Annotated in this window: 21 protein-coding genes; 10 read left to right on the forward strand and 11 right to left on the reverse strand. The window is 60.2% G+C overall.

All coding sequences use genetic code 11. The features are described from left to right. Positions 1–76: 76 nt before the first annotated feature. The 7 genes from BUA94_RS19880 (at position 77) to BUA94_RS19910 (ending at position 7,539) form a co-directional block, all read left to right on the forward strand. A complete protein-coding gene (locus BUA94_RS19880) occupies positions 77–904 on the forward strand; it encodes an ABC transporter permease (RefSeq protein ID WP_073015101.1) in 828 nt (275 codons plus the stop codon). Further along, positions 901–1,680: an ABC transporter permease gene (locus BUA94_RS19885; protein ID WP_073015102.1), complete on the forward strand. Its 780-nt coding sequence runs from the start codon at positions 901–903 to the stop codon at positions 1,678–1,680. Before BUA94_RS19880 ends, BUA94_RS19885 begins: the two co-directional genes overlap by 4 nt. Then, on the forward strand, positions 1,673–2,698 hold the full coding sequence (locus BUA94_RS19890) for an ABC transporter ATP-binding protein (protein WP_073015103.1): 1,026 nt from the start codon (positions 1,673–1,675) through the stop codon (positions 2,696–2,698). Before BUA94_RS19885 ends, BUA94_RS19890 begins: the two co-directional genes overlap by 8 nt. 6 nt (positions 2,699–2,704) lie before the next feature. Then, entirely contained in the window at positions 2,705–3,643 is a 939-nt protein-coding gene (locus BUA94_RS19895) for a nucleoside hydrolase (RefSeq protein WP_073015104.1), read from the forward strand. Beyond that, positions 3,640–5,427 carry an adenine deaminase gene (locus BUA94_RS19900; protein ID WP_073015105.1) on the forward strand — a complete coding sequence of 596 codons (1,788 nt, stop codon included), beginning with the start codon at positions 3,640–3,642 and terminating at the stop codon, positions 5,425–5,427. The genes BUA94_RS19895 and BUA94_RS19900 overlap by 4 nt, the downstream gene beginning before the upstream one ends. 256 nt (positions 5,428–5,683) lie before the next feature. Continuing rightward, a complete protein-coding gene (locus BUA94_RS19905; protein ID WP_073015106.1) occupies positions 5,684–6,847 on the forward strand; it encodes a M20 aminoacylase family protein in 1,164 nt (387 codons plus the stop codon). Continuing rightward, the gene (locus BUA94_RS19910) at positions 6,844–7,539 is read left to right on the forward strand and encodes a phosphoribosyltransferase (protein WP_073015107.1); all 696 of its coding nucleotides are present in this window, start codon (positions 6,844–6,846) and stop codon (positions 7,537–7,539) included. The genes BUA94_RS19905 and BUA94_RS19910 overlap by 4 nt, the downstream gene beginning before the upstream one ends. A 29-nt stretch (positions 7,540–7,568) precedes the next feature. On the opposite strand, the gene BUA94_RS19915 is transcribed toward BUA94_RS19910, so the two are convergent. The 4 genes from BUA94_RS19915 to BUA94_RS19930 all read right to left on the reverse strand — a co-directional run bounded on the left by BUA94_RS19915 (position 7,569) and on the right by BUA94_RS19930 (position 12,459). Further along, on the reverse strand, positions 7,569–8,516 hold the full coding sequence (locus tag BUA94_RS19915) for a protein phosphatase 2C domain-containing protein (RefSeq protein WP_073015108.1): 948 nt from the start codon (positions 8,514–8,516) through the stop codon (positions 7,569–7,571). Positions 8,517–8,597: 81 nt separating this feature from the next. Next, on the reverse strand, positions 8,598–10,277 hold the full coding sequence (locus BUA94_RS19920; RefSeq protein ID WP_073015109.1) for an ABC transporter permease: 1,680 nt from the start codon (positions 10,275–10,277) through the stop codon (positions 8,598–8,600). Continuing rightward, positions 10,274–11,356, reverse strand: a complete 1,083-nt coding sequence (locus BUA94_RS19925) for an ABC transporter ATP-binding protein (RefSeq protein ID WP_073015110.1) — start codon at positions 11,354–11,356, stop codon at positions 10,274–10,276. The genes BUA94_RS19920 and BUA94_RS19925 overlap by 4 nt, the downstream gene beginning before the upstream one ends. 110 nt (positions 11,357–11,466) lie before the next feature. After that, positions 11,467–12,459, reverse strand: a complete 993-nt coding sequence (locus BUA94_RS19930; RefSeq protein WP_073015111.1) for an ABC transporter substrate-binding protein — start codon at positions 12,457–12,459, stop codon at positions 11,467–11,469. 299 nt (positions 12,460–12,758) lie between these two features. On the opposite strand from BUA94_RS19930, the gene BUA94_RS19935 reads away from it, so the two are divergent. Beyond that, on the forward strand, positions 12,759–13,892 hold the full coding sequence (locus BUA94_RS19935; RefSeq protein ID WP_073015112.1) for an ROK family transcriptional regulator: 1,134 nt from the start codon (positions 12,759–12,761) through the stop codon (positions 13,890–13,892). 124 nt (positions 13,893–14,016) lie between these two features. On the opposite strand, the gene BUA94_RS19940 is transcribed toward BUA94_RS19935, so the two are convergent. From BUA94_RS19940 to BUA94_RS19960, 5 genes are all read right to left on the reverse strand, one after another. Beyond that, positions 14,017–15,960: a heparinase II/III domain-containing protein gene (locus BUA94_RS19940; protein ID WP_084082147.1), complete on the reverse strand. Its 1,944-nt coding sequence runs from the start codon at positions 15,958–15,960 to the stop codon at positions 14,017–14,019. A 55-nt stretch (positions 15,961–16,015) separates the two neighbouring features. Next, positions 16,016–17,110 (reverse strand): ABC transporter ATP-binding protein, encoded by a 1,095-nt coding sequence (locus BUA94_RS19945; protein ID WP_073015114.1) that lies wholly within the window; start codon positions 17,108–17,110, stop codon positions 16,016–16,018. A gap of 25 nt (positions 17,111–17,135) precedes the next feature. Further along, positions 17,136–17,975, reverse strand: coding sequence for a carbohydrate ABC transporter permease (locus BUA94_RS19950; protein WP_073015115.1), 840 nt, complete (start codon positions 17,973–17,975; stop codon positions 17,136–17,138). A gap of 10 nt (positions 17,976–17,985) precedes the next feature. Continuing rightward, complete coding sequence (locus BUA94_RS19955; protein ID WP_073015116.1) at positions 17,986–18,867, reverse strand: carbohydrate ABC transporter permease; 882 nt, start codon at positions 18,865–18,867, stop codon at positions 17,986–17,988. 108 nt (positions 18,868–18,975) lie between these two features. Next, a complete protein-coding gene (locus BUA94_RS19960) occupies positions 18,976–20,265 on the reverse strand; it encodes an ABC transporter substrate-binding protein (protein WP_073015117.1) in 1,290 nt (429 codons plus the stop codon). A gap of 312 nt (positions 20,266–20,577) precedes the next feature. On the opposite strand from BUA94_RS19960, the gene BUA94_RS19965 reads away from it, so the two are divergent. After that, the gene (locus tag BUA94_RS19965; RefSeq protein WP_073015118.1) at positions 20,578–21,603 is read left to right on the forward strand and encodes a LacI family DNA-binding transcriptional regulator; all 1,026 of its coding nucleotides are present in this window, start codon (positions 20,578–20,580) and stop codon (positions 21,601–21,603) included. Here the strand turns inward: BUA94_RS19965 and BUA94_RS19970 are convergent. Together BUA94_RS19970 and BUA94_RS19975 are read right to left on the reverse strand one after the other, a co-directional pair. Beyond that, positions 21,600–21,908, reverse strand: a complete 309-nt coding sequence (locus BUA94_RS19970) for a DUF6522 family protein (protein WP_073015119.1) — start codon at positions 21,906–21,908, stop codon at positions 21,600–21,602. The two genes, BUA94_RS19965 and BUA94_RS19970, sit on opposite strands and share 4 nt — an antisense overlap. A 34-nt stretch (positions 21,909–21,942) precedes the next feature. Continuing rightward, complete coding sequence (locus BUA94_RS19975) at positions 21,943–22,161, reverse strand: DUF1858 domain-containing protein (protein ID WP_084082148.1); 219 nt, start codon at positions 22,159–22,161, stop codon at positions 21,943–21,945. Positions 22,162–22,322: 161 nt separating this feature from the next. Between BUA94_RS19975 and hemN the strand changes: the two genes are divergently transcribed. Then, a complete protein-coding gene (hemN, locus tag BUA94_RS19980; RefSeq protein WP_073015120.1) occupies positions 22,323–23,651 on the forward strand; it encodes an oxygen-independent coproporphyrinogen III oxidase in 1,329 nt (442 codons plus the stop codon). Position 23,652: the final 1 nt, after the last annotated feature.

A 23,652-nucleotide genomic window follows, 5' to 3' on the forward strand; every position in this document is an offset into this window, starting at 1 on the left:
CTCCGCAGCAGCCTCGCCTCATCAGCGGTGGCCTTCTGGTCCTGCCGTTAAAAGAACCTCTTGAAGGCAAAACGACATGTTCCAGAACCGGACAGAAGCACTTGCGCTGGCACTGCCCGCAGCCGTGTTTGCCGCCGTCGTCTTTCTCGTGCCGGTCGCCCTGCTGTTGTCGGAAGGGTTCAAGACCGCCGACGGCTGGACCATCCAGGCCTATATCGACTTCTTCTCCATGCCGCTCAATCAGGCCGTGTTCCTGCGGACCCTGAAGCTGGGCCTGACCGTGACCCTTGCGGCCGCCGTCATCGGCTATGCAGCCGCCTATGCCATCGTCACGCTTCCGGCTAGCAGCAAGGGAAAGATGATCGGGCTCGTCGTACTGCCGCTGATGATTTCGCCGGTGGCGCGAACCTATGCCTGGATCGTCATTCTGGGACGCACCGGCATCATCAATCAGGCGCTTTCCGCTGTCGGTCTGACGGACGGGCCGGTCCGCATCCTCTTCACCGAGACCGCCGTCTTCATCGGTCTCCTTCAGCTGTTCCTGCCGCTCATGATCATCTCCCTGATCAGCGCCCTTGAGAACCTGCCGCGCGATGCCGTTCCCGCCGCACGGGTTCTGGGGGCCAACTGGTTCCAGGTTTTCTGGAAGGTCATCCTGCCGCTCAGCCGCGAAGGCCTGATCGTCGGCGGAACACTTGTCTTCACCGGCTCCCTGACCGCCTACATCACCCCGGCCATTCTCGGCGGCTCCAAGGTCCTGATGCTGGAAACCCTGCTTTACCAGCAGGTGACCGTGGCGAATAATTTTGTCTCCGCCAGCATCATTGCCCTGATCCTGATCGCCATGAGTTTCGCCGCGAATATTCTGTTGCGCCGCATCGCCAGCGCGAGGAGCGCGAAATGACCCAGAAGCTCTACACCTGGTCCATCCTGTCGCTGGTGCTGATCTTTCTGATTGGCCCCTTCTTCATCATCGTCGCCGCATCCTTTTCCGCGGGCGACACCCTGGCCTTTCCACCGCAGGGCTTTTCGGTCAAGTGGATCCTGAAGGTCTTCACCGTCGAAAGCTTCCAGCAAAGCTTCGTCACTTCGATGATCCTGGCGATCGGCGGCACACTGACGGCGCTCATCCTCGGCATCCCGGCAGCCTATGCCATGTCCCGCTACAAGCTGCCGGGTGCGGAGATTGTGCGGTTCATGGTCTCCATGCCGATCATCGTTCCCGGCATCATCGTCGGCCTGGCCCTGCTGCGCTACTTCGTCATTCCGCTCGGCATTTCCATCAGCCTGGCGCTGTTCATCGCCCACACGGCTCTGGTGCTGCCCTATGCGGTGCGCGTCGTATCGGCGAGCCTGAACAACCTGCGCTCGGATATGGAGGAAGCAGCTGTCCTGCTCGGATCCTCCCGCGCCGGGGCCTTCTTCCGCGTTGTCCTGCCGAACATCCGGGGCGGCATTCTTGCGGCCTTCATCCTGGGCTTCGTGACCAGCTTTAACCAGGTGCCGGTGTCCCTGTTCCTGTCCGGCCCGGGCGTGCGCACCCTGCCCATCGACATGCTGGGCTACATGGAGATCGTCTTCGATCCTTCCATTGCCGCCCTTTCGTCGCTTCTCGCTTTCCTGTCCATCGGCATCGTCTTTGCCGCCGAACGTTTCCTGGGGTTCTCCCGCTATGTCTGACGCCACCTATCTCACGCTGGAAAAGCTGACCCTCGCCTATGGCAAGACGGCCGCCGTCGAAAACCTCGACCTTTCCATTCACCGGGGCGAACTTCTCGCCCTGCTCGGCCCATCGGGCTGCGGCAAGACCACGACCATGCGCTCCATCGCCGGCTTGATGCCCGTGCGCAGCGGCAAGATCGTGCTGGACGGCCGGGACATCACCCGTGTCTCCGCCAACAAGCGCGAGATCGGGTTGGTGTTCCAGTCCTACGCCCTGTTCCCGCATCTGACCGTCTTCGAAAACGTCGCCTTCGGCCTGCGCCTGCAGGGCATGTCCGGCGCCGCCTTGACTGAAAAGGTCGAAGCAGGGCTCAAGACCGTTGGTCTTTCCGACTTTGCAGCACGCAAGACGCCCGACCTTTCCGGCGGCCAGCAGCAGCGTGTCGCCCTGGCGCGCTCGCTGGTCATGCAGCCCAAGGTCCTGATGCTGGACGAGCCGCTCTCCAACCTGGACGCCCGGCTGCGGCTGGAAATGCGCACGGAACTGCAGCGGGTGCAGAAGGAAAGCGGCGTGACGATGATTTTCGTCACCCACGATCAGGTGGAAGCGCTCGCCCTGGCCGACCGCATTGTCGTCATGCGCAATGGCGCGATCGAGCAGATCGGCACACCGGAAGAAATCTACAACCAGCCCGCTTCCAGTTTCGTGGCTGACTTCGTCGGTTTCGAGAACATTACGGCCGTGAAGGACGGCATGCTCGTCGGCCCTGCCGGTGAGGTGAAAGCGTCTGGCCCGTTGCCGCAGGCTGCCGGTCTTGCCTGGCGTCCGCGCTCCATTCCGCTTGGTTCAGGTCCCTACAAGGGCACCGTCCGCGGCGTTTCCTATGCGGGCAGCAGCCGGGAATATGTCCTGGAAACACCCCTTGGACCGGTCAAGGCCGAAGTGGATGCAGCGCTGCCTGCCTATGCGCTCGGCACAGAGCTTGCCTTCGACCTGCCGCCGGAAGCTGCGGCTCCCTTGCAGAAGATGGACTGAGCCGCAATGGGTATCTGGATCGATACGGATCTGGGGTTCGACGACATCGCGGCCATTCTGACGGTCCTTGATGCTGGCTTGACCGTGGACGGCCTGTCGCTTGTCTTCGGCAACACGCCTCTGGAGCAAGTGCGCCGCAATGCCGCCGGTGCGGCCTCCGCCTTCGGCTGGACGTTTCCAATCCATGCGGGCCGCGCATTGCCAGTCATGGGCGAACTTGAAACCGCCGAGCGGATCCTTGGTGAAACAGGCATTCCGACCGTGGGCCTCACCGTGCCCCAGGACAAGCTGTCCGTTCTGCCGGGTTCGGAAGACGGCGCATTCCTGGCACTCTGTGCATGGCTGGAAAATACCCCGGAACCACGCCGCATCCTCGCACTTGGCCCCTTGACCAATATCGCGGCCCTGGCTCTGGCTCGGCCTGATCTGGCAGACAGGATCGCTGAAATCGTCTGGATGGGCGGCGGGTTGACCAAGGGCAACCACACGGCCTCTGCAGAATTCAACGCCTTTGCCGATCCGGAAGCCGCGGCCATCGTTTTCGCGCAGAACCTGCCCGTGAAAATGATTGATCTCGACTTCTGCCGGCAGATCCTGGCATCTCCCGCCGATAGCGTCCCCATTCGTGGAGCAGGGGGGCGCAACGCTGCCCTGATCGCCGACATGCTGGACGGCTTTATCGGGATTGCCACCAGCCGGGGCCGCCCGGCCATGGCCCTTTACGACCCTGCCGCAGCAGCAGCCTTTGTACGGCCAGACCTCATCCGGTTTGAAGCCGCCCACATCGCCGTTGAAACCGCCGGTTCCCTAACCCGTGGTCGGACCGTGGTGGAGACCCGCGCCACCCACGCCAGATTCAACGCAGCCTATGCAGCCTCCTGCGACACAGACGCGGTGAAGGCCCTTATTCTGGGCGCTCTTGAACGGGAAGCAGCCAAACCATGACCGATTCCATTCAGGAACCTTTCGATCTTGCCGATAGCACCCTGCGCCTGAAGGCCTCCGCCGCCGCCCGTGGCGATGCGCCGTTTGACCGGCTGATCGTCAATGGCACCGTCATCGACATGGTGACCGGAGAACGGCGGCTTGCGGACATAGGGCTCACCGGGCCGCTGATCGCTTCCGTACACGCCACCGGCAGCCGGACCGATGCAGCTGAGATCATTGATGCCACCGGAAGCTTCGTCACGCCCGGCCTGATCGACACCCATATGCATGTGGAAAGCTCGATGGTCACCCCGGCCACCTATGCGGATGCAGTCGTGCCGCGCGGTGTGACCACCATTGTCTGGGACCCCCATGAGTTCGGCAATGTTCACGGCGTTGCCGGGGTCGATTACGCGCTTGAGGCCACGCGAAACCTCAAGCTGCGCGTTATCACACTTGCGCCGTCCTGCGTGCCATCCGCCCCCGGCCTGGAACAGGCCGGAGCGGATTTCGATGCCTCTGTAATTGCGGATCTGCTGGCAAAGCCGGAAATAGGCGGCATTGCCGAAGTCATGAACATGCGCGGCGTCATTTCCGGCGATCCCCGCATGAGCGCCATCGTGCAGGCCGGTCTAGCGGCCGGTAAGCCCGTCTGCGGCCATGCCCGCAGTCTAAAGGGATCAGACCTTGCCGCCTTCATGGCCGCTGGCGTCACCTCAGATCATGAGCTGACCTCGGGCGAAGACCTTATGGACAAGCTGCGGGCAGGCCTGACCATCGAATTGCGCGGATCTCACGACCATCTGCTGCCGGAGTTCGTTGAGGCACTCAATCAGCTCGGCCATTTGCCTCAGACCGTCACCCTCTGCACGGACGACGTATTTCCCGATGACCTTGCCTGCGACGGCGGTCTGGACGATGTCGTCCGCCGTCTGGTGCGCTATGGCCTGAAGCCGGAATGGGCCTTGCAGGCAGCCACCTTGAATGGAGCGCGCCGGTTCGGCCGCGAAGACCTTGGTCTCATTGCCGCCGGTAAGCGGGCTGATCTGATCATCTTCCGAGACCTTGAGGCCTTTGAAGCCCGCGCCGTGATCGTCAACGGCATGCCCGTTGCCAGGGATGGCGTTCTGGCCGAACCTTCACGCAAGACCGATCCGGGCGATTTCCGGGCCTCTGTGAAGCTCCAGCCACTCCAGCCGGATGACTTCCGCAATCGCAGCGCAGGCCAAAGCCTGCGCGTTGCCACCATTGACCGGCCCCGTTTCACCCGCTGGGGGGAAGCGGAGACGACAACGGAAAACGGTTTTGTCCAGCCGCCTGAAGGCGCAACCCTGATTGCCGTCTGCAACCGTCATGGTCTGGGCAACGGCAAACCCAAGGTCGGGTACCTGCGCGAATGGGGCAGGTGGAACGGCGCCTTTGCGACCACCGTTTCCCATGACAGCCACAACCTGACCGTCTTTGGCGGATCGCCGGAAGACCTCGCCCTGGCCGCCAATACGGTGATCGAGGCAGGCGGCGGCATGGCGGTCGTCTCTGAAGGCAAGGTTCTGGCAAAGCTGCCGCTTGTGGTGTCGGGTCTCGTCTCCGAAGAGCCGCTTGATGTGGTCGCGCGGCAATTCACCGCCCTGCGGGATGCAATGGATCAGGTTGTCGGCTGGCAACCGCCTTATCTGGTGTTCAAGGCCTGTTTCGGCGCGACGCTCGCCTGCAACGCTGGCCCGCACCAGACGGATCTTGGCATCGCCGATGTGGCAACCGGCCAAGTCCTCACATCACCCATTCTGGAAATTCTGGGCTGATGCGATCTGTGAAGGCAATAGCCCCCTCGACTGTCACCCCGGACGCAGGCGAAGCCGGAGATCCGGGGCCAACTCATTCGCAGAGCGCATATGTTCTGCAAGGATACGAACGGTTGTCCGGGTCGAACAGGACCAAGCCTATCCTTCTCTTGCAAAGGAACTGCGAGTGGGCCCCGGGTCTCACGATGTTCGCCCGGGGTGACCGCGACGGAAATTGGTATCAGCCCATTAGAAGCTCTTTTCCAAGGATCTACGCATGAGCAAGATCGACGACGACCTGCCGTTCCTGCGCGACTTGCGCCATGACCTGCATGCCCATCCGGAGCTCGGCTTCGAGGAAGAGCGCACCAGCGCGATCGTCGCAAGGCTGCTGGCGGAAGCGGGCCTCAAGGTTCACCGGGGCCTTGGCGGCACCGGTGTTGTGGGCTCCCTTCAGGTCGGAAATGGTACACGGTCCATCGGGCTCAGAGCGGACATGGACGCGCTTGCCATGCCGGAAACAGCAGACCGGCCTTACAAGTCGACGGTGCCCGGAAAGATGCATGCCTGCGGCCATGACGGCCACACGGTCATGTTGCTGGGCGCAGCCCGGGCACTCGCCCAGAGCCGGGATTTTTCCGGCACCGTGCATTTTATCTTCCAGCCAGCGGAAGAGGGCAGGGGTGGAGCCAAGCGCATGGTGGAAGAGGGGCTTTTCGACCTCTTTCCTTGTGATGCGATCTATGGCCTTCACAACATGCCCGGCATGGATCCGGACGAGATGGCCGTTGTCGCCGGGCCCCAGCTTGCGTCCTCCGACAGTTGGACCGTCACCTTCCGCGGCACGGGCACCCATGGGGCAAAGCCGCATCTTGGCCGCGACCCGGTGACCGCCGCTGGTGTCTTCCTAACGTCACTCCAGACCATTCCGGGCCGGGTTGTCGACCCGCTGCAGCCTTCCGTGGTCAGCGCCTGCTCGGTTCAGGCTGGCGATCCGAAGGCGCTGAATGTCATTCCAGATTTCGTCGAGATCGGCGGCACCGCCCGGGCCTATTCTCCCGTTGTGCGCGACCAGCTCGACACGGAAATCCGCCGCCTTGCGGAAGGCACCGCCGCCATGTTCGGCATCAAGGCGGAGTATTTCTTCAAGCGCCGCATTCCGCCCGTGGTCAATGATCCGGATGCAACGGCGCGTGCTCTTGGTGCCGCCACAGACGTTTTCGGCGGCAAGGTACGCACGGACTTCCCGCCGTCGACGGCAGGAGATGACTTCGCCTTTTTCGGTGCAGAGGCTCCGGGATGCTACGTCTGGCTCGGCAATGGCCCTGCTGTCGACGGAGCACTCCATCACAACACCGCCTATGATTTCTGCGATGACGCCATCGGATCGGGTGTCCGGTTCTGGACCCGGCTGGTGGAACGGGAGCTTTCCAACCAATGAGCCACAACACGCCTCCAGCTGCGCCGCACGAATTCTGGCAGGAGCTTCTTCCTGCTCAGAGCTTCGATGACAGCATGAGCCATGACCGCTTCTTTCCGGTCACTCTGGAAGATGGCCGCCAGCTCTGCCTGCCGATCCGGCCTCTGGCGGACGGAGAGCATGCACTGGCCTCCATCATCATCAATCAGGCAAGCTTTGATGTGCTGGAGGTACTCGCTGAGATCCTCGCCCGGAAACTCGCGCCGTTTGAGCCGGACGTGGTGGCGGGGTTGCCTACCCTTGGCCTGGCGCTGGCGGCGGAAGTGGCCCGCAAGCTCGGCCACAGCCGCTATGTGCCGCTCGGCACCTCGCGCAAGTTCTGGTACGAGGAGGAACTGTCGGTTCCCCTGTCGTCCATCACCACGCCCGACCAGATCAAACGCCTCTATGTGGACCCGCGCATGCTGCCACTGCTTGAAGGGCGCCGGATCGCTCTGGTGGACGATGTGATCTCCAGCGGCACTTCGATCTGCGCCGGTCTGGACTTGCTGAAAAAGCAGGATCTGGAGCCAGTCGTCATCGGCGCGGCCATGCTGCAATCAAACCGTTGGCGGGAAAACCCGGCCCTGGCTCCATTCCAGGACCGGATCCGCAGCTGCTTCTCAACGCCACTTCTCAGCAAGGCCACCGAGGGGGGCTGGACAGCGGGTTGACCGCTGTCCCTCCTAGCCTGAGTGCCATCCTAGAAGCTTGCTGAAATCACCGTACGGTCATCGCAGGTCTCGACCGATGTCGAGCCTTTGACCGCCGGGAAAAGACCCGTCTTGTGAAAATCGGCCTGCTCGACACGGGCAAACTCGGCTTCCCAGTCAGCACAGGTCGCACCAGTGCTGGGAATGGAAACATATCCGTCGGAGAAGATCTCGATGGTTTCGATTTCACCAACGGGCAGGCGGATGTCCGTCACGCCTTCGCTCAGGACTGCGCTGCCGTTCAAGGAGGCATAGCCCAGCTGGTGGTGCGCATTGGCATAGTGGAACTGGGTGCGGATGCCGCCCATCAGGAAGTCGGCAATAAGCCCCAGGTCCAGCCCGGAGGCGCGTGCAGCCGCTTCCATGGCTTCGGAGGATTCCTCCTGGTTCAACCGCCCCTCGTCAATGGAAGCTGCCAGCCCCAGAAAGATCGTGCGCCGGGTCGCATATTCGGCTTCATCCGTCACGCCCATCCGGGACGTCAGGGTTTTGAAGACGGAAATGCGCGCAGCAGTGCTGACCGTGTCGATGATCTTGTGATGCTGATAGACCGACTTTCCATTGATGCGTACACCCGTGTCACCGAGCGCCAGAATGCGGACACTGTCCTTGCCCTTCACGGCAATAGCGGCAGTCGTTGAGGGCGGATGCGCGATCCGGCAATCCTCCGCTGCAGCTTTAACGGCATCGCTGATCGCCTGGAAGATCGAGCCTGCGCTTCCGGTGTCGAGGGCGTTCTTTGCCCGCAAGTCCGAAATGCAGCGGGCAGCTGCACGAGCAGCAATCCGGCCGGAACTTTCCCCCTGATAATCCGCGCCCGTCGGATCCGTCGCGCCGTCAAAGACGGCCAGCACCTGATCCGGCTCAATCAAGATCAAATCGTCGCCCGGCCGATTGCCGGTCTTGTATTTTGAACGCGAGATCGCCTCGATGTTCATGGGCATTCCTTCAAGACACGTTGTCCCCGCCCGGCGCGCTGCACCAGAGAACCAGGCGGGGAGACTGAGAGGCCTTCGCGATCAGACGAAAGCAGATTCCTTGCTTTCCGACATGCGGAAGACAGCGAAGACACACAGGCCCGTGCTGAGCAACAGCACTGTCGAAAGCGCTGCGGCCGTTCCGAATTCGCCGTCGATCACCTGAATGTAGATCAGCACCGGCATGGTGATGGTCTTCGAGGTGTAGAGGATCAGGGTCGAGGACAGTTCATTGATCGCGGTGATGAAGCTCATCAACGACCCAATGATTAGTCCCGGCATCATCAGCGGGACCGTCACGGAGGTGAAGGTCTTGGCAGGAGATGCCCCCAGATTGACGGCCGCTTCCTCGATTGAAGGCTTGATCTGGCGCAGGATCGATGTGGTCGAGCGAACCCCGTAGGGCAGACGCCGGATAAAGACGATCAGCACGATGATCAGCGCCGTTCCAGTGATATCGAACGGCGGATGGCGGAAAGTCGCAACATAACCGATCGCCATGACAATGCCCGGGATCAGGTAAGGAACCATGAGCAGGAGATCGAGCGAGCCTGCGACCAGATTGTCCCGCCGCACCACGATGAAAGACAGGAGACCCGAGACGATCGCGATCAGCACCACTGCCGCCAGGGCAAAGAGGAAGCTGTTGGTGATTGCGGCCGGGGAATCCCGCAGGATGCGTGCATAGCTGTCTAGACCGAAGCCGCCCGTGAAGACCGGACCATTGGTGGCCAGGAACGAGGTATAGACCACGGTGAAGGACGGCAGCATGGCGATGAAAACCACGAAGTAGCAGAACCCGTGCACCAGCATCGACTTCGAAGGCGACATCGACTTCTTGACCGGCCGGTTGGTCATGGCGCCCGCATAGCGGCGCTTTGCCAGGATGCGGCGCTGAAGCAGCAGGGCACCCATGGAAATCGCGATCATGACCATGGAAATGGTGACCGCCATCGTCGGGGTTCCGGCCATCTCGGAAGTGTATTGCGAATAGGCAATGGTCGAGAGTGTCCGCACGCCCTGTCCCAGGATCGCCGGGGTGCCGAAATCCGCGATCGACAGGACGAAGCAGATGATTGCACCGGTGCTGACCGCCGGGAAAACCAGCGGTAGGGTCACCTTCATGAACCGCTCGAAAGCGGTGCAGCCAAGGTTTTCCGCCGCATCCTCAAACGACTTGTTGATCGTGTTCAGCGCATTTTCAGTCATCAGATAGATGTAGGGGAAGAACTTCAGGCTGAAGACCAGAACGATGCCGGGTATGCCGTAGATCGTGGGAACGTTGACGCCGAACTGCTCCAGAAAATTGGTCACGGCACCGTTCGAGCCGAACAGCATGATCCAGGCATAGGCCCCGATGAAGGGTGGGGCGCACAGCACAAGCACGGCAAAGGTCGCGATCACGGCCCGGCCACGAATGCGGTACCGAGACGTGCAGAACGCAAGCGGTACACCGATCAGGCAGGCTCCAAGCATGCCCAGAACACCGATCATCAACGTGTTCCAGAGTGCCGTGGTGTAATACCGGCGCGAGAAGACCTGAATGTAGTTGGATATGCCGAGTTCGCCGGATTTCGCATCAAAGAAGCTGATGGCGAAAACATTGAGGATTGGCAGGATCAGGAAAACGGCAAGCAACAGCACGGCCAGTACGGTCACGACCGTCCAGAAACCCGGCATGCGCAGTTTTCCCGCCAGAGGGGACATGGCAAGAATTGTCATGACAGCCGTGCTCCCGTGACACCATCTGCAAAGAGCTGAACCTTGCTGGCCGGGAAGGCGAGGGTAACCTCGTCATTCGTGTGAAGGGCCAGCACGCTTTCTGACGGCGCGGTGATGGCTTCGATTTCTTCACCGGAGGGCAGGACGGCAGCAACCGTCAGCTCGCGGCCCGTGAAGCTGACCTGCCGGATTTTTGCCTTCAAGGTCACCGTGTCCGGTGCAATACTTTCCGGATTGATGGAAATGAATTCCGGCCGGATGGCTGCGACAACGGTCTCGCCAGCCTTCAGCGACGCCGCCTGCGGCAGGTTAACAGCCAGTCCGGCAATGCTGGCACCGGCGCCAGACAGCGATAGGCCAAGGAAGTTGTTCGCGCCGACAAAGGATGCCACGAAGCGGTTGGACGGATTGTTGTAGACCTCCCAGGGCGCGGCAGCCTGCTGGATGATACCGCCGAACATGACGCAGACGATATCGGACATCGCCAGCGCCTCTTCCTGGTCATGGGTCACGTAGACCGTGGTCATGTTCATCGACTGCTGGATGGAGCGGATTTCCCGGCGCAGGTCCACGCGCAGCTTGGCATCCAGATTCGAGAGAGGCTCATCCATGAGGAGAACCTTGGGATTGATGACGAGCGCCCGGGCCAGACCCACGCGCTGCTGCTGGCCGCCGGAGAGTTCGTGCGGCATGCGCGCTGCGTAGGGGGTGAGCTGAACCACATCCAGGATCTTGCCAACCCGCGCGGCGATCTCGCTCTTGGCGATCTTGCGCTGCTTCAGGCCGAAGGCGATGTTGTCGTAGACGCTGATATGCGGGAAGACGGCATAGTCCTGAAACACCATGCCGACATCACGCTTGTGAGCGGGCATGTGCTCGATGGCCTGATCTTCAACGCTGATGCCGCCACTGTCCTGCTGATGGAAGCCCGCAATCGTGCGCAGAAGGGTGGTCTTGCCGCAGCCGCTTGGCCCGAGCAGAGTGAAGAAGGATCCGGAGGGGATCGAGATGTTGATGCCTGACAGGGCAAGAACGTCGCCGTAGCTCTTGCGGATGTTCGAAATCTCGACAGCGGCCATGCAAAGGGACTCCGTTTGCCCGGTGCGGGCAATTCATTTGATTTTTCAGGAAAAAGACGGGGATAGCCATGAGCAGGCCATCCCCGTTCCAGGGGACCCCAGAGTCAGGGTTATTCCAGGTCGAGAAGCAGGTCGTTCCAGGCTTCGAGCAGGCGTGCGCGGTTGTCTGCGGCCCAGGCGAAGTCATATTCCGCGTCAGGAACCTGATCGAGCGGGACCAGCTCTTCATTGGAGGCAACATCCGTACGGATCGGACGGCGTCCGGCCTTGGCAACAGCAGCCTGTGCTTCCTTGGAAACGATGAAGTCAATGAAAGCCTTGCCGTTTTCAGAATTCGGCGCGCCCTTCACCAGCGCCATTCCGTCCGGGGCAATGGCCGTGCCCTCGCTCGGATAGACGATCTTCACATTGGCGCCGCCAATCTTGTAGCGCAGGGCAGCGTCTTCCAGAGTGATACCGACGGCCTGTTCCCCGTCATTGACGAAGCGCGGCACCGCGCCGGAGGAGGCGGACAGGACAGAGTTGGTCAGAAGGCCTTTGTAGACAGCCCAGCCTTCTTCCTCGGTCGGGAAGTCCTGCAGCACAGTCGCCAGCTGAATATAGGCGGAGCCCGACTTGTCGACGCGGGCAGAAGAAATCAGGCCCTTATATTCAGGCTTGGCAAGGTCGGCCCAGGAGGTGGGAACCGGAGCGCCCTTGAGCGCATCTTCATTGACGATGAAAGCGGTGACCACTGCGGTAAACGGAACCCAGTTCTTGCTCGGCGTGAACTTGGGATTGATCGAGGCAGCTTCCTTCGGCTCATAGGGCTCGAAAAGCGTTGCGGAGAAGTCGATGACGGTACCATCAACGCTCCAGATCACGTCGCCTGCCGGCTTGTCGGCCTCGGCCTTCAGGCGGTTCATCAGCTCGCCGGAACCCGCCTTGATGAGTTCAACCTTGGTACCGGTCTTTGCTTCAAACAGCGGCAGAAGCTCGTCCATCAGCTGCTGCGGCGCTGCGGAATAGACAACGACGGTGCCATCGGCCATGGCATAGGACGTGGTGCTGAGAAGGACAGCGGTCAGCGCTGCCGCGGTGCGGATTTTCTTGAAGTTGCTCATTTTGAACTCCCATCACTGTTGGTTCCCTGCTCTCCATCCCGATCCGCTTGTCGTTTTTGTCATTGATCGGATCTGCCGGATGAAAGGCTGCCAATAAGTTTTGTTATGTAAGTAAATAAGTCAAGCAGATATTCACGAAACTGTCACAATCGGCGCAAGCTATTGAAATTATGTGATTTATAAGAAGTTTGACAAGCTGCCAGCCATGATGCCTGATTGTAACAAATGAAATTTTGAGTGCTTGGCCGTCCGATCTCGGCTAGTGGAGGAAACAGGGATCAAAAGCTGTGAGGACCGGTTTGATCAATCTGGGTTATAATGAGCGCCGCGTGATTGAAATGCTCCGGAGGCAAGGCGGACTGTCCCGCAGCGAGCTTGCCCGTGAGCTGGAAGTTTCTGCGCCGACCCTGACCCGCCTCACATCCAGCCTTATCGATAACGGCCTGATCCTGGAAGAAGCAGAGCCCCGAGCCCCAAACGGCCGCGGCAAACCACAGACCGCCGTGAAGCTCAACCCCGATGGTCTCTTCACTGTAGGCGTCTACTTCAACCCGGATGACATTCGTGTCTGTGTTGCCGATCTCGAGGGACACATCCGGGCAGAACATATCCAGGAACTGGACGATCACAGTTTCAACCACATTATGGGCCTGGCTGTACCTGCAGTTCGAAAGGTGATCAAAAAAGCCGGAATCGACAAGGACAGGCTGTTGGGCTGCGGGCTATCCTTTCCCGGCCATTTTTCGCGCAATCCGGGCCATGTCTTTCAGATCCCGCAATTTGCGGGCTGGCACGATGTCGATGTGAACGCCGACTTCGAACCCCTGTTTGGAATGCCGGTTTTCCACGAAAACGATGGCAAGGCAGCCATCTTGTCGGAACTTTACTATGGAGCCGGGCGCAACCTTCGCAACTTTGTGATGATCTGGCTGACCTATGGTATCGGCGGCGCAGTGGTCGTCCAGCGACAGCTCTACCGGGGGACAAACCGCAATGCGGGGGAATTCGGCGGTCTTTTCCCGAAATCTCATCCGCGTCCTTCTGGCCAGGATCTTTGTAATCTTCTTTCAGGCACAGGGGTGGAAATTCACCGCCTGCGTGAAATCGATGAGAGTTTCCGAGACTACCCGGGCATGCGGGAATGGCTAGATCGCGCAACTGATCAGCTACGCAGCCTGTCCCTGACCGTCGCCAGAACACTCGATCCTAGTGCAATCGTCTTTGGTGGCTCCTTGCCGGACTGGATCCTCCGCCATTTCGTTCAGCATCTCGGATCGCTGGACATTCTGGGCGAAGACTTTCACGTGGAGCCGCCGGAAATCCGGCTTTCAGGTCTGAGCGACAAACCTCACCTGGGCGCTGCAACCATCCCGCTCTACCGCGCAACGACCCCGAGCTACTACTCGGGCCGCGCCCTCAAGGGCTGGTCGTGAGCGCAGAAGATCTGCCGCTCCATGCGCCCTGATTCCCGGCAATATGAACGGCCCCGAAGCTCACATGAGAACTAAGCCGGCCTGTGTTTGTCATTGAACAGGCTGACTTAGTTTCAAGAGATGGTCAGGCTTCAGCGCGGATCCGCAGCGTGAAACGAGGATGTGCCAGATCCTGCCCGGCGAACCTGATCCGGAGGATCTGATCTCCCCAGACCTCCAGATGACGCGGATCGGTGATCGTGATTGTTTCGACACTCTCCACGGCCAGATTGTCAGCGGCAAAGATCAACGCCTTGCTTGAGCCCTGCACGCGGCAGGAGCCATCATCACCGACGGACACAGGACAATTGCGGACGTGAACCGGCAGGAGAAGGCTTTCCAGTGGTTCTCCCAGATCAATCTCATCCTCGATGACAATTTCACCCGTGTCATGATTGAAGCTGATCTTGCGGTTCAAGGATCGTGCGCCGGGAGCCTCAAAATAGGCGGGACTTGCATCAAGGCTCAGGACACTTGTCTGCCCTTCGTGGGCGTAAAGGACATCGCGGGCTTCAGAGCCAATGCCCGCCCGCTGACGCAAGCCATTGGCCTCCGGAACGTTGTGCCCCTCGGAACTGATGTGCCACATGTCATAGCGCTTGTCGGTGAAGGTCGCCTTGGAATAGGCGCCTTGCCCGAGATCGATGACCATCGGCTCCCCATCCAGATAGACACTGAAGTGCCCAACATCATTGTGGGAATGGTGGTTGATGTGGAGATCGTTGCTGCCGGCAATCGCGCTGAGCATGACGCCTTCGCCAGGGGTTGAGCTCTGCCGCGCAATCATCACCTGCATGTCCGGCAGCCAGACGCTCCTTTCGCAGACATGTTCGCCGTCCGATGGCAGATCCGGTGTCCAGAACAGAAGCCGGGTCAGGTGAATGAGGAATTGCCGGGCATATTCATTGTGGCCACGCGCCTTCGCAGACCGGCCAAGCTTGCGCCTTGCCACCCGCTCCACGTCCTTCCAGACGAGGCTTGCCAAAGGTTCTGAACCGATCTTCAGCGCATAGCGGCTGATCAGACCGTGATCGAAGTCGATCTTGAGGCTTCCGTCAGCGAAGTTGACGAACCGGTTCTCCCCGATATGCAGCGGCGCGATATGTTCGCCGAAGTTCCGGAACTTCTGGTTCTTGTCTGAGCGCAGATCCATCTGGAACCGGGTCTCGACCAGATCGGTGAAAGCGGCGAGACGGCCCGCACTGACCATCCAGTAGCTGGGGCCCTCAATGCAGCTGCCACTGTCCTCGATCGTGTCGAAGAAGCGCTGCATCGGCACCATGAGCTTCGCCGCGATGCTTGTCAGGCGGGACTTGTCCTCAACCACATAACAGGCGGTCAGAAGCAGGTTGTGAGCGCACCAGGCCGTCCAGTTGTTACGGCCCAGATACCAGCCATAAAGCTTCGGCCCCTCGAGCAACTGCAAGGCCCGCCGGTCAACTTCCTGATGGATCCGGTGATAAAGGGCAGGGCACTTTTCCAGGAGTACCGACCGGAGCAGATAGCAGGTTTCCGCAAGGGTCGCTGCAGTCTCACAGGCAAAGAGGTCCAGATAATCGTCGCCAGGAACCGGCATCGGGTCATCCGCCTTCCAGGGATTGCCCTCCTTGAACATCACCATCTCGTGCTCACCAGCAAAGTTATGCGCCGGCACACACCATGTCACCTCTCCGAGGATGGCCCAGACATAGTCGATGATCCGGTCGAGATAGGTGCCCTGCGCGCTCAGGCATTCGGCGATCACCAGATGGGAGAGTTCATAGCGGCGGCGGAAGTAGTTTTCCTCATAGACAAGCCGGTCACCCGTGGTCATGAAGCTCATGTACATCGTGCCGGTGAGCGGATCGATGTCCCCGTTCAGGATCTCATCCGCATAGGCGCGGATGGCCTGAACCTGCAGGGACAGGCGAGGGTCATTTGCGGCTTTTTCCCACTGGTCCCGGCTTTCGATCCCGGGAAAGGGCTTCCAGTCCTTGGTGCTGATCAGCCCTTCGAGCAGGCGCTCGACTTTCATCGCGTCTTGAAACATCTAGGTCTTCCAAATGGGAAATTCCGACCGCTAGCGGTCTGCAAGGTCAGTCAGGTCAGGCGTCTTCGCCGCGGCGGATCCGCTTGCCGGTCGCAGCGTCAAAGATCCGGATCTTGGCCGGATCGGGTAGAATGCTGACGGAGGCACCAGGTTCCAGCGCCCGTTGCTCCTTGAAGGCGGCCGTGATCCGGAACCCCTCAGCCTCATTCAGGATGACCATGTCCGAGCCAGTGTTCTCGACGGCATGGATCCGGGCACGAATGGCCCCTGGCTGATCCTCCAGAGACAGGCGGGCATGTTCCGGCCGGATCCCGAAAAAGATCTTCTGCCCAGGCATACAGCCGTTGTTCTTGCCGAGCTTTACCTCGGTGCCGTCAGGAAGACGGGCAGCACACGCATCACTGGCCCCTGTCACGTCCGCCTCAATCAGATTGATGGACGGCGTACCGAGGAAGCTGGCGACGAACGTATTGACCGGATCATCATAGAGTTCCAGCGGACGGCCGACCTGTTCCACGCGCCCATCCTTCAGAACCACGATCTTCTGGCCAAGCGTCATGGCCTCCACCTGATCGTGCGTGACATAAACAGAGGTTGTCTGGAGGCGGCGATGGAGGTCGGCGATCTCGCCGCGCACCTGCACACGCAGCTTTGCATCCAGATTGGAGAGCGGTTCATCGAACAGGAACACGGAAGGATTGCGGACGATCGCCCGGCCCATGGAGACACGCTGGCGCTGGCCGCCGGACAGTTCCTTGGGCAGCCGCTCCAGAAGCTGGTCAAGTTCCAGCATCCGGGCCACGTCCGTCACCTTTGCGTTTATCTCCGCCTTGGGCATGCCCGCCAGCTTGAGGGCAAAGCCCATGTTCTCGCGCACGGTCATCTGCGGATAGAGCGCGTAGGTCTGGAACACCATCGCGATATCGCGGTGCTTGGGCGGCAAGTCCGTGACCTGCCGGTCCCCGATGGAAATATTGCCGGCGCTGACGTCCTCAAGGCCTGCGATGATCCGCAGAAGCGTCGACTTGCCGGAGCCGCTCGGGCCGATGAGCACGCAGAACTCGCCTTCTTCGATCTCCAGGGAGACGTCGTGAATGACCTTCACCGCGCCAAAGGACTTGCTGACATTCTTGAGACTAACTGAACCCATGGGTTTCACCTGAACCTTTCGTGCTTCAGCCCTTGACCGCGCCAGACATGAGGCCGCGGTTGAATTGCTTCTGAAGCAGGAGATAGACGACGATGCAGGGCACGGTGGCGATGACCGTGACGGCAATGAAGATGTTCTGCTGCATGATCTCATCGACCCGGAGAGAGCGCAGGACGACGGGAATGGTGTAGAGACTGCGGTCATCAACGGCGATGAGCGGCAGCAGGTACTGATCCCAGATCATGAGGAACCCGAAGATCGTGGTTGTCCCGAGCGCAGGTTTGACCAGCGGCACGATGACCTTCAGGAAAATCTGGATTTCATTGGCTCCGTCGACACGGGCCGCATCCTCCAGGTCCCGCGGCACAGCCTTCATGAATTCTGTCAGCAGGAACACCGAGAAGGCCCAGCCGACCAGTGGCAGGATAAGCGCCGCATAGGAATTGTAGATCGACACGCCCAGGAGCGGGAGCTTCTGGTGCAGGATGAGATAGAGCGGGATCGAGATGACTTCATCCGGCAGCATCATGGTCGACAGGATCGCAAGGCTGATGAAGGCGGCACCACGGAACTTCTTGCGGGCCAGCGCATAGGCCGCCAGCGCACTGACCGTGGTTTGCAGCACGGTGCCGATGGCAACCACCAGCAGGGAATTGAAGAGGTAGATCCACGCCTTGACCTCGGTCCAGGCATAAATGAAGTGATCGAAGGTCGGCTGGTCCGGCCAGATCAGCAGTTGTCCCGGCTGAACAGTGGTCTTGCTGAAAGCGGTCGCCAGGATGCCCCAGAACGGACCGCAAAACACGATCAGCAGAAGGGCATAGACGGCGCCCCGGGCCAGCTTTTGAGGGAAGGTCGTCTTCATTGGTGCGGCCTCACGTTCTGGAAAAGCGGTTCTTGATGGCGACATGCGCCACCGTCAGGCCAACGGTGAATGTGAAGAGCATGAAGGAAACAGCGGCGGCATAGCCGTAATCCAGCCGTTCAAATCCGGTCTTGAAGATGCTGGTCATGATAACTTCGGTCGATCCTGCCGGCCCGCCACCCGTCGTGGTGTAGATCTCGGTGAAGACACGGAAGCCACGGATGAAGGACAGCATGATCACCACGGAGAACGCGGGAACCAGACCCGGAATGGTGACGTGCCAGAGCTTGCGCAGCGGACTTGCACCGTCCACATCCGCAGCGTCATAGAGTTCGCGGTTGATGCCGGCGAGGCCTGCAATGAAGATCACCATGCTGTAGGGAATGTTCTTCCAGACCTGCAGCAGGATGACCACGAAAAGCGCTTGGTTTGGATCGGACATGAACCCTTGGGGATCAGCTCCGAACAGGCCGAGAATGCTGTTCACAACGCCGGTTTGCGCCGGATAAAACAGAATGCGCCAGACCTCGGCCAAGACGGCCACAGAGGTCACTGCCGGAAAGAAAATCGCCGTCCGGATGATACGGATGTGAAGCGCTTGTCCCTCAAGAATGAGCGCAACGGCAAAGGCCAGAAGTCCTCCGGCGATCGTCGTCGAAAACACATAGATCAAGGTATTCAGGGCGGCCGCGCCCAATGCGCTGTCTGTCAGGGCACGCTCGAAATTCGCAAGACCGACCCATCTGTCCGCCCCGATGAATTTCACCTGATAGAAGCTCATGATCAGGCCCTTGAGGATGGGCACGAATTTGAACCAGGTGAAGAAGATCAGGGCAGGGGCCAGAAACAACCATGGAATGGTCCATCTCCAGCGCTTCGGTTCGATGCTCATAGCTTTATCCTTGAGCCGCCGGGAGACCTGGCAGCGAGACACACCGGGCACCACCGGCAGGCCCCATACAGGCGCCTGCCAGCGGCATTCTTGCCTTGGGAGGGGAGATCAGTCGGCCTTCACGCCCTGATTGGCGAGTTCGACATTGACGGTTTCGTCCGTGGCGGCGAGACCTGCTGCAATGTCCGAAGAGCAGTCCGAGAGGATCTTGTTGAAGCCGTCGGCCGTCAGCTGACGGATCGGCTTCCAGTTCGGAACGCGCGGGAAATAGTGACCGCTCTTGCCGTAGAGATCTGCATAGGTCGCCCATGCCTTGTCCGGCTGGATTTCGGCAACATTGACGGTCTTGTTGACCGGCAGGCGGACGATCGGGCTGGAGTCGATACCAACGGCCATACCGGTCTGCTGGCCTTCCGCAGAGATCAGATACTCGATGAACTGGCGGGCGGCATCATCCTGCGTTGAGGATACGGTGATGAAAGCGGCTTCGCCTTCGGCCAGCTCTGCCTGACCTGCCGGACCGGCCGGCGGAGCAATGACCTCAATCTTGTCACGGCCCGGCTCCTTGCTGAAGGGAGCAAGGTGATAGGGGCCGGAGCGATAGATGCCCGCCTGACCAGAACTGAAGACCGGCGTTGCATCACCCGTGGTTGCGGTGATCGCAGACGGCTGGGCATAGCCGTTACAGATCATGTCACGGGCAAAGGAGACGGCCTTTTCCACTTCGGGCGTAGCAAGAGACGACGTGTAGCCATTGTCCTTCTTGGCGAGAAAATCACCACCAGCCTGCCAGATCAGATCGGAGAGGAACCAGGACGCATAGCCACGGGTCGCGGAGACCGGCATGACATAGCCATAGGTATCTGCCTTGCCATTGCCGTCCGGATCCTTCTCGGTGAAGGCCTTTGCCAGTTCGGCAAGTTCGTCCCAGGTCTTGGGTACGTCATAGCCCAGCTTCTCGCGCCAGTCCTTGCGGATGAAGACGGCGAAGGCCTGAGCGGAGGTCGGAACACCATAGAACTTGCCATCCTGCGCCTGAACGCTCTGCCAGGCCACATCATAAAGCTGATCGCCTCCCTGAACGGCGGAGCGATCCACTTCCTTGAGGATACCCATATCCAGCATCTGACCCATGGCGGTGGCATCATTGACCACCACATCCGGCAGGGAGCCACCGACGGCGGCGCGCGCAAGACGGGTTTCAAAGTCCGTATTGGCCAGGAAGAGATCGATCTCGACGCCGGTCTTTGCCGTGAAATCCTTGGTGATCTGATCGAGAACGTTCTTCTCGTTGTCACCATAGCGCATCCAGACCTTCAGCGGATCAGAGGCCAGGGCGGTCGATGCAAGCGCAAAAGTCATCAGGGCTGCGGATGCAGCCGTGCAAATCGTTTTCATAGAGTTCCTCCACAATCGGCCATCCAGACATTCGCCACAAAAAGCGCAGAAACCCGCGACAATTGATGGCCTCCCTCCCAGACGGTGACCGGACTATAGGACGCGGAAAAACAAAATTCAAGTAAACGCTTAACTAGATGTTTTGTGCGCCGCAAAATCAAATTTTGTAATATAATTATCACTCGCAAGGGGCAAGTTCCCAAATCTCGGCGAACCGTGCGAAAAATACGGAAGTTTCAGCGGCTTGTTGCCAGCGCCGATTGAGCACGTTACAACCAGAAGACTTGGGAAGAGGAAATCGTTTAACCAGCCATGAGCTCACGCAAGACCGCAACGATCCGGGATGTCGCTGAAGCGGCTGGTGTGTCTATTGCCACCGTTTCTAAATTCATCAACCGCCAGCAATCCTTCTCCGCCTCGGTCGAAGAAAAGCTGCGGTCCGCAATTGCGGAACTTGGTTACAGCCAGAATCCAGCGGCCCGCAGCATGGTGACCGGAAAGACCACAGCCATCGGTCTGGCGGTCATGGACATCGCCAACCCGCATTATGCCAATGTCATGAAGGGTGCGAACCGGGTCGCTCTGGCCAATGACTACAATCTTCTTGTCGTCGATCTGGAGGAGAAGGGCACCGGCGTACGGGAAATGCTCGAGCCGCTTGCCCTGCGGACCGACGGCCTTATCGTCAGTTCCCGTATTCCGGCAGATGTGGTGGACTGGCTTGCAGGCTTGAACAAACCCGTGGTCTTCCTCGGCCAGCCGGAGCGGCAGGGGGTCGTTTGCGTCGGCATGGACAGCGTCGAAGTCGCGTCCCTCCTGGCTGGCTATCTCGTGCAGCAGGGCTTCACCCGGATCGGATATGTCGGCTACGGCCGTGCCGCCTGGAACGCGGAACGCCTGCGCGGTCTGCATGACGTTCTCGATGCCGCCGGTGTCGAGTTGATGGAATTCGACGCGGAAGCTCCGACAAGCGAAGCCGGGGAACAGGTGGCAGCCCGCGTGTTGTTGCGGCCGGACAGGCCGCAAGCCGTGATCGGCTGCAACGACCTTGTGGCCATCGGCTTCATGACGGAAGCCCGGTCCCTGGGGTTCAAGATTCCCCAGGACGTGGCAGTGGCTGGCATCGACAACATTCCGACCAGCCGCTACGTGTCCCCATCCCTGACGACCGTTGACGTCTTCAGCGAGGCGACGGGGGAAACGGTGATGACGCGGATCATTTCCATGATCGGCGACGAAGCCTCCCGCAAGCTCTCTCCCCCACCCAGCCTCAAGCCTCTGCTCGTGGTCAGGGAATCTGCGAAACGGCAGGACAGGATCGCTGCAACCGAAGTCTAGCGGCGGCTGGTCCCATCCGGTGGAGGCGCGTTGCGCAAGGAACCGGGCAGGGGACGATCCCCGAAATTGATCCGCGAGCGTTTGAGGACCGTTCCATCCTCGCTCAGGATCAAGGTCAGCTTCGAGTTCTGATGAAAGAGGATATAGGCGTAGGAACCTTCATCCTCCCCCTGACCCAGGTAGAGCTTGCCCGTGATTTCACCGGCCTTCATGAGCCTGCGGACATCTTCTGCAGGGATCCCGAAGCCAGCGGCCACCGTTTCCGCATCAAGTTCGGGAGCAGCCTTCTGGTCGGGAGCCATCATTTCACGCCTCAGATTTCCGCCTGCGGCGACAAGATCAGGGTCCCGTTGCGGCCGCGTTCAACTCATCCAGAAATTCCTGCAAGGGAATTCCATGCTCGTGGCAGGCCTCGCGCACGTCGTGAAGCCGGGCCACCGGACATCCGATACATAGCATCTTTCGATGAATGAAAAGCGGGATCGTGGCCTTATAGGCCGCCATCATCTCGTCGAGAATGGTGTCAGGGGTGATGGGAGGTATCAAGGTTGCCTGCATGGCACTTCTCCTTGTCTAGCATGAAGAAGTCTAGCGCCGGAAACTGCCGAGAACTTTGTCCCAGAGCAACGTTGAGAGGGGATTCGAGCGGCATCTTGCCTGGCGTCCGCAAGACATCCTCACAACAGGAGCAGGCCGGACACCCGTCAAGGATTTGTGCAATGGCTCCATCGATCTCACAGGACCTTCTGGACGTGTCGCGGCAGGCAGTGCCGCGTTACACCTCCTATCCGACCGCCCCGCATTTTTCTGCGGACATAACGGCGGCCGACTATGGCACCTGGCTGCGTCAAACCGGCAAGGCCGGAAAGCCGGTCTCCCTCTATCTTCACATTCCCTTCTGCCGGACGATCTGCACCTATTGCGGCTGCACCACCAAGGCAGCCTTGAGGGACGATCCTGTCCGCGCCTATGCCGCCGTTGTTCATGACGAGATTGCCCTGCTGCATCAGCATCTTGGCCCGGTCGAGGTGTCTCATGTGCACTGGGGTGGCGGCACGCCCAACATCCTGCCGCCAGAGGTCTTTGCCGATCTGGTCGAAGACCTGAAGACCCGCTTCCGGTTCCGCCCCGGCATGGAACATGCCATCGAACTGGACCCGCGCCACGTTACCCATGAGGGCGCGCGGCATCTGGCAAGTCTCGGCATCACCCGTGCAAGCCTCGGCGTTCAGACCCTGGACGCAGCCGTCCAAAAGGCCATCGCCCGGATCCAGCCCCTGGAGCGGATCGAAGCCTCCTTTGACGCATTGCGCTCCGCAGGGATCAACCGGATCAACGCCGACCTGATGTATGGCCTTCCGCTGCAAGACCTTGGTTCCATCCGTGAGACCGTCGGACATGTTGCCCGTCTGCGGCCCGGCCGGCTCGCGGTTTTCGGCTATGCCCACGTGCCCTGGATGAAAAGCCATCAGAAGCTCATCAAGGATGAGGACCTTCCCGATGCGAAGGCGCGCTACGCACAGGCCCGTCTGGCAAGAGACCTGCTGGTCGAAGCCGGTTATGCGGAAGTCGGGATCGATCACTTTGCGGAGCCGGAAGATGACCTGTCTCTGGCGTCCAAAGCTGGAACCCTGCGGCGAAACTTTCAGGGTTACACGACCGATGAAGCCGAAGCCCTGATAGGCATCGGGGCCTCGTCCATCAGCCGCACGCCTTTCGGCTATGCCCAGAATGCTCCGGACAATCATGGTTGGCGCAGGCGGATTGAAGCCGGAGAGCTTCCCATCGTTCGGGGAAGGCGGCTGGAACCGGACGACATCCGGCGCGGACAGGTGATCGAGGATCTTCTTTGCCGGTTCGAAACCGGAGAAACCGCTGCAACGCCGGAAATTCAGGACCGGCTTGCTCCCCTTGCCCGGAAGGGCTGGGTGGAGCTGACCGGCAACCGCGTCGTCATCCGGGAGCACCACCACGAGATTGCCCGTGTCGTGGCCAGTGCTTTTGATGCCTATCTGGGAGCCGGCGGCCGCCATTCCGCCGCCGTGTAGC

This window comes from Roseibium suaedae (genome assembly GCF_900142725.1).
GTDB lineage: Bacteria > Pseudomonadota > Alphaproteobacteria > Rhizobiales > Stappiaceae > Roseibium > Roseibium suaedae.

Coding starts and splice junctions, on each gene's coding strand:
- BUA94_RS19880 (WP_073015101.1), top strand. CDS start 77: ATGTTCCAGAACCGGACAGAAGCACTTGCGCTGGCACTGCCCGCAGCC.
- BUA94_RS19885 (WP_073015102.1), top strand. CDS start 901: ATGACCCAGAAGCTCTACACCTGGTCCATCCTGTCGCTGGTGCTGATC.
- BUA94_RS19890 (WP_073015103.1), top strand. CDS start 1,673: ATGTCTGACGCCACCTATCTCACGCTGGAAAAGCTGACCCTCGCCTAT.
- BUA94_RS19895 (WP_073015104.1), top strand. CDS start 2,705: ATGGGTATCTGGATCGATACGGATCTGGGGTTCGACGACATCGCGGCC.
- BUA94_RS19900 (WP_073015105.1), top strand. CDS start 3,640: ATGACCGATTCCATTCAGGAACCTTTCGATCTTGCCGATAGCACCCTG.
- BUA94_RS19905 (WP_073015106.1), top strand. CDS start 5,684: ATGAGCAAGATCGACGACGACCTGCCGTTCCTGCGCGACTTGCGCCAT.
- BUA94_RS19910 (WP_073015107.1), top strand. CDS start 6,844: ATGAGCCACAACACGCCTCCAGCTGCGCCGCACGAATTCTGGCAGGAG.
- BUA94_RS19915 (WP_073015108.1), bottom strand. CDS start 8,516: ATGAACATCGAGGCGATCTCGCGTTCAAAATACAAGACCGGCAATCGG.
- BUA94_RS19920 (WP_073015109.1), bottom strand. CDS start 10,277: ATGACAATTCTTGCCATGTCCCCTCTGGCGGGAAAACTGCGCATGCCG.
- BUA94_RS19925 (WP_073015110.1), bottom strand. CDS start 11,356: ATGGCCGCTGTCGAGATTTCGAACATCCGCAAGAGCTACGGCGACGTT.
- BUA94_RS19930 (WP_073015111.1), bottom strand. CDS start 12,459: ATGAGCAACTTCAAGAAAATCCGCACCGCGGCAGCGCTGACCGCTGTC.
- BUA94_RS19940 (WP_084082147.1), bottom strand. CDS start 15,960: ATGTTTCAAGACGCGATGAAAGTCGAGCGCCTGCTCGAAGGGCTGATC.
- BUA94_RS19945 (WP_073015114.1), bottom strand. CDS start 17,110: ATGGGTTCAGTTAGTCTCAAGAATGTCAGCAAGTCCTTTGGCGCGGTG.
- BUA94_RS19950 (WP_073015115.1), bottom strand. CDS start 17,975: ATGAAGACGACCTTCCCTCAAAAGCTGGCCCGGGGCGCCGTCTATGCC.
- BUA94_RS19955 (WP_073015116.1), bottom strand. CDS start 18,867: ATGAGCATCGAACCGAAGCGCTGGAGATGGACCATTCCATGGTTGTTT.
- BUA94_RS19960 (WP_073015117.1), bottom strand. CDS start 20,265: ATGAAAACGATTTGCACGGCTGCATCCGCAGCCCTGATGACTTTTGCG.
- BUA94_RS19965 (WP_073015118.1), top strand. CDS start 20,578: ATGAGCTCACGCAAGACCGCAACGATCCGGGATGTCGCTGAAGCGGCT.
- BUA94_RS19970 (WP_073015119.1), bottom strand. CDS start 21,908: ATGATGGCTCCCGACCAGAAGGCTGCTCCCGAACTTGATGCGGAAACG.
- BUA94_RS19975 (WP_084082148.1), bottom strand. CDS start 22,161: ATGCAGGCAACCTTGATACCTCCCATCACCCCTGACACCATTCTCGAC.
- hemN (WP_073015120.1), top strand. CDS start 22,323: ATGGCTCCATCGATCTCACAGGACCTTCTGGACGTGTCGCGGCAGGCA.